The organism is Mesorhizobium sp. M7A.F.Ca.US.005.03.2.1 (assembly GCF_003997795.1).
In the GTDB taxonomy this organism is placed as follows: Bacteria; Pseudomonadota; Alphaproteobacteria; order Rhizobiales; family Rhizobiaceae; genus Mesorhizobium; species Mesorhizobium ciceri.
In genome coordinates, this window is record NZ_RZRP01001312.1 from 1 (window position 1) to 1,094 (window position 1,094).

General features: G+C 58.9%; 2 protein-coding genes. One reads left to right on the plus strand and one right to left on the minus strand.

Annotated features, from left to right (window positions below):
- Positions 1-195, minus strand: a 195-nt coding sequence (locus tag EN991_RS40510; protein ID WP_206519348.1) for a hypothetical protein, incomplete at its 3' end; no start/stop codon positions are given.
- A gap of 431 nt (positions 196-626) precedes the next feature.
- Between EN991_RS40510 and EN991_RS37345 the strand changes: the two genes are divergently transcribed.
- Positions 627-1,094 (plus strand): beta-eliminating lyase-related protein (locus tag EN991_RS37345; RefSeq protein WP_245461190.1); only part of this gene is annotated, 468 nt, incomplete at its 3' end.

Consider the following 1,094-nt stretch of genomic DNA (forward strand, 5'->3'; position numbering starts at 1 on the left):
GACAGGATCGTAGAGGCCCTGGGCGGAAAATCCGTTGGCGCTTCGGCCAATATTGGATCGCAAGGTGGTTTTGACGGTTGCCGCTTTCGTCTGCGCGGCCTGGCCGTTCGTCGCAGAGTGCGTCATGTCCGTCATCTCCTGTCCTCCTTCCCAGCCATTCAGGCGCTGGTTTGCCTCGGCAAGCGCTTGGCTCACCCTGATCCTTGTGGCACGTCTTGCGAAATCCTGTCGAACCAGGCGGCTTTCCGCATGGATCGCATCTGGTAATCGTACAGGCCAGAGTCTGGCTGTCCACCTGTCGCTCGCGGCAACAGCCGGAGAGGCCCAAATGATACGCCAATCCAGCTCGTTTTGTGCGACAAAATAAGACAGCACTACTGTCCTAAATTTTTATGGCAGAAATCCCGGACCCACACAAGACCGATTTGCAAAAAACTTGGGGCATTCGCGACAGAAAATGTCGTGAAGCTGAGGGAAAACGTAAGCTTCAGTCGTCGGCCTGGGCTTTGCCCGTTGGCTGGCTTTACTGTTTTTCCGGCGCCTGGCCCTTGCGATCAGCACGCGAAACCGGTCAACTTCAATCTGATTTCCCCAACCCCCCGTTCTCCCAAGACATAGGCAGATGCATGTTCTTCGCTTCCGACAATTGGGCAGGCGCCCACCCCAACATTGCCGCCGGCCTGTCGGCCAATGCCGGCGGCTTTTCGACCGCCTACGGCGACGGAGCGCTCGACCAGGCAGTCTACCAGCGCTTCAGCGAGATTTTCGAACGCGAGGTCGCGGTGTTCTTCGTCGCCACCGGCACGGCCGCCAACTCGCTGGCGCTGACCGCTTACAACAAGCCGGGCGGCATTTCCTTTGCTCATCGCGAATCGCATGTCATCGAGGACGAATGCGGCGCGCCGGTGTATTTTTCCGGCGGCTCACGCCTGCATGAGATCGATGGCGCGCTGGGCAAGATCGATCCGCACAATCTGGAAAGGACCATCGGCCGTTTCGCACCGGAAATCGTCCATTGGGGACGGCCGATGGCCGTTTCGATCACCCAGTCGACCGAGGTCGGCACTATCTACGGCCTGGATGAGATCGAGACG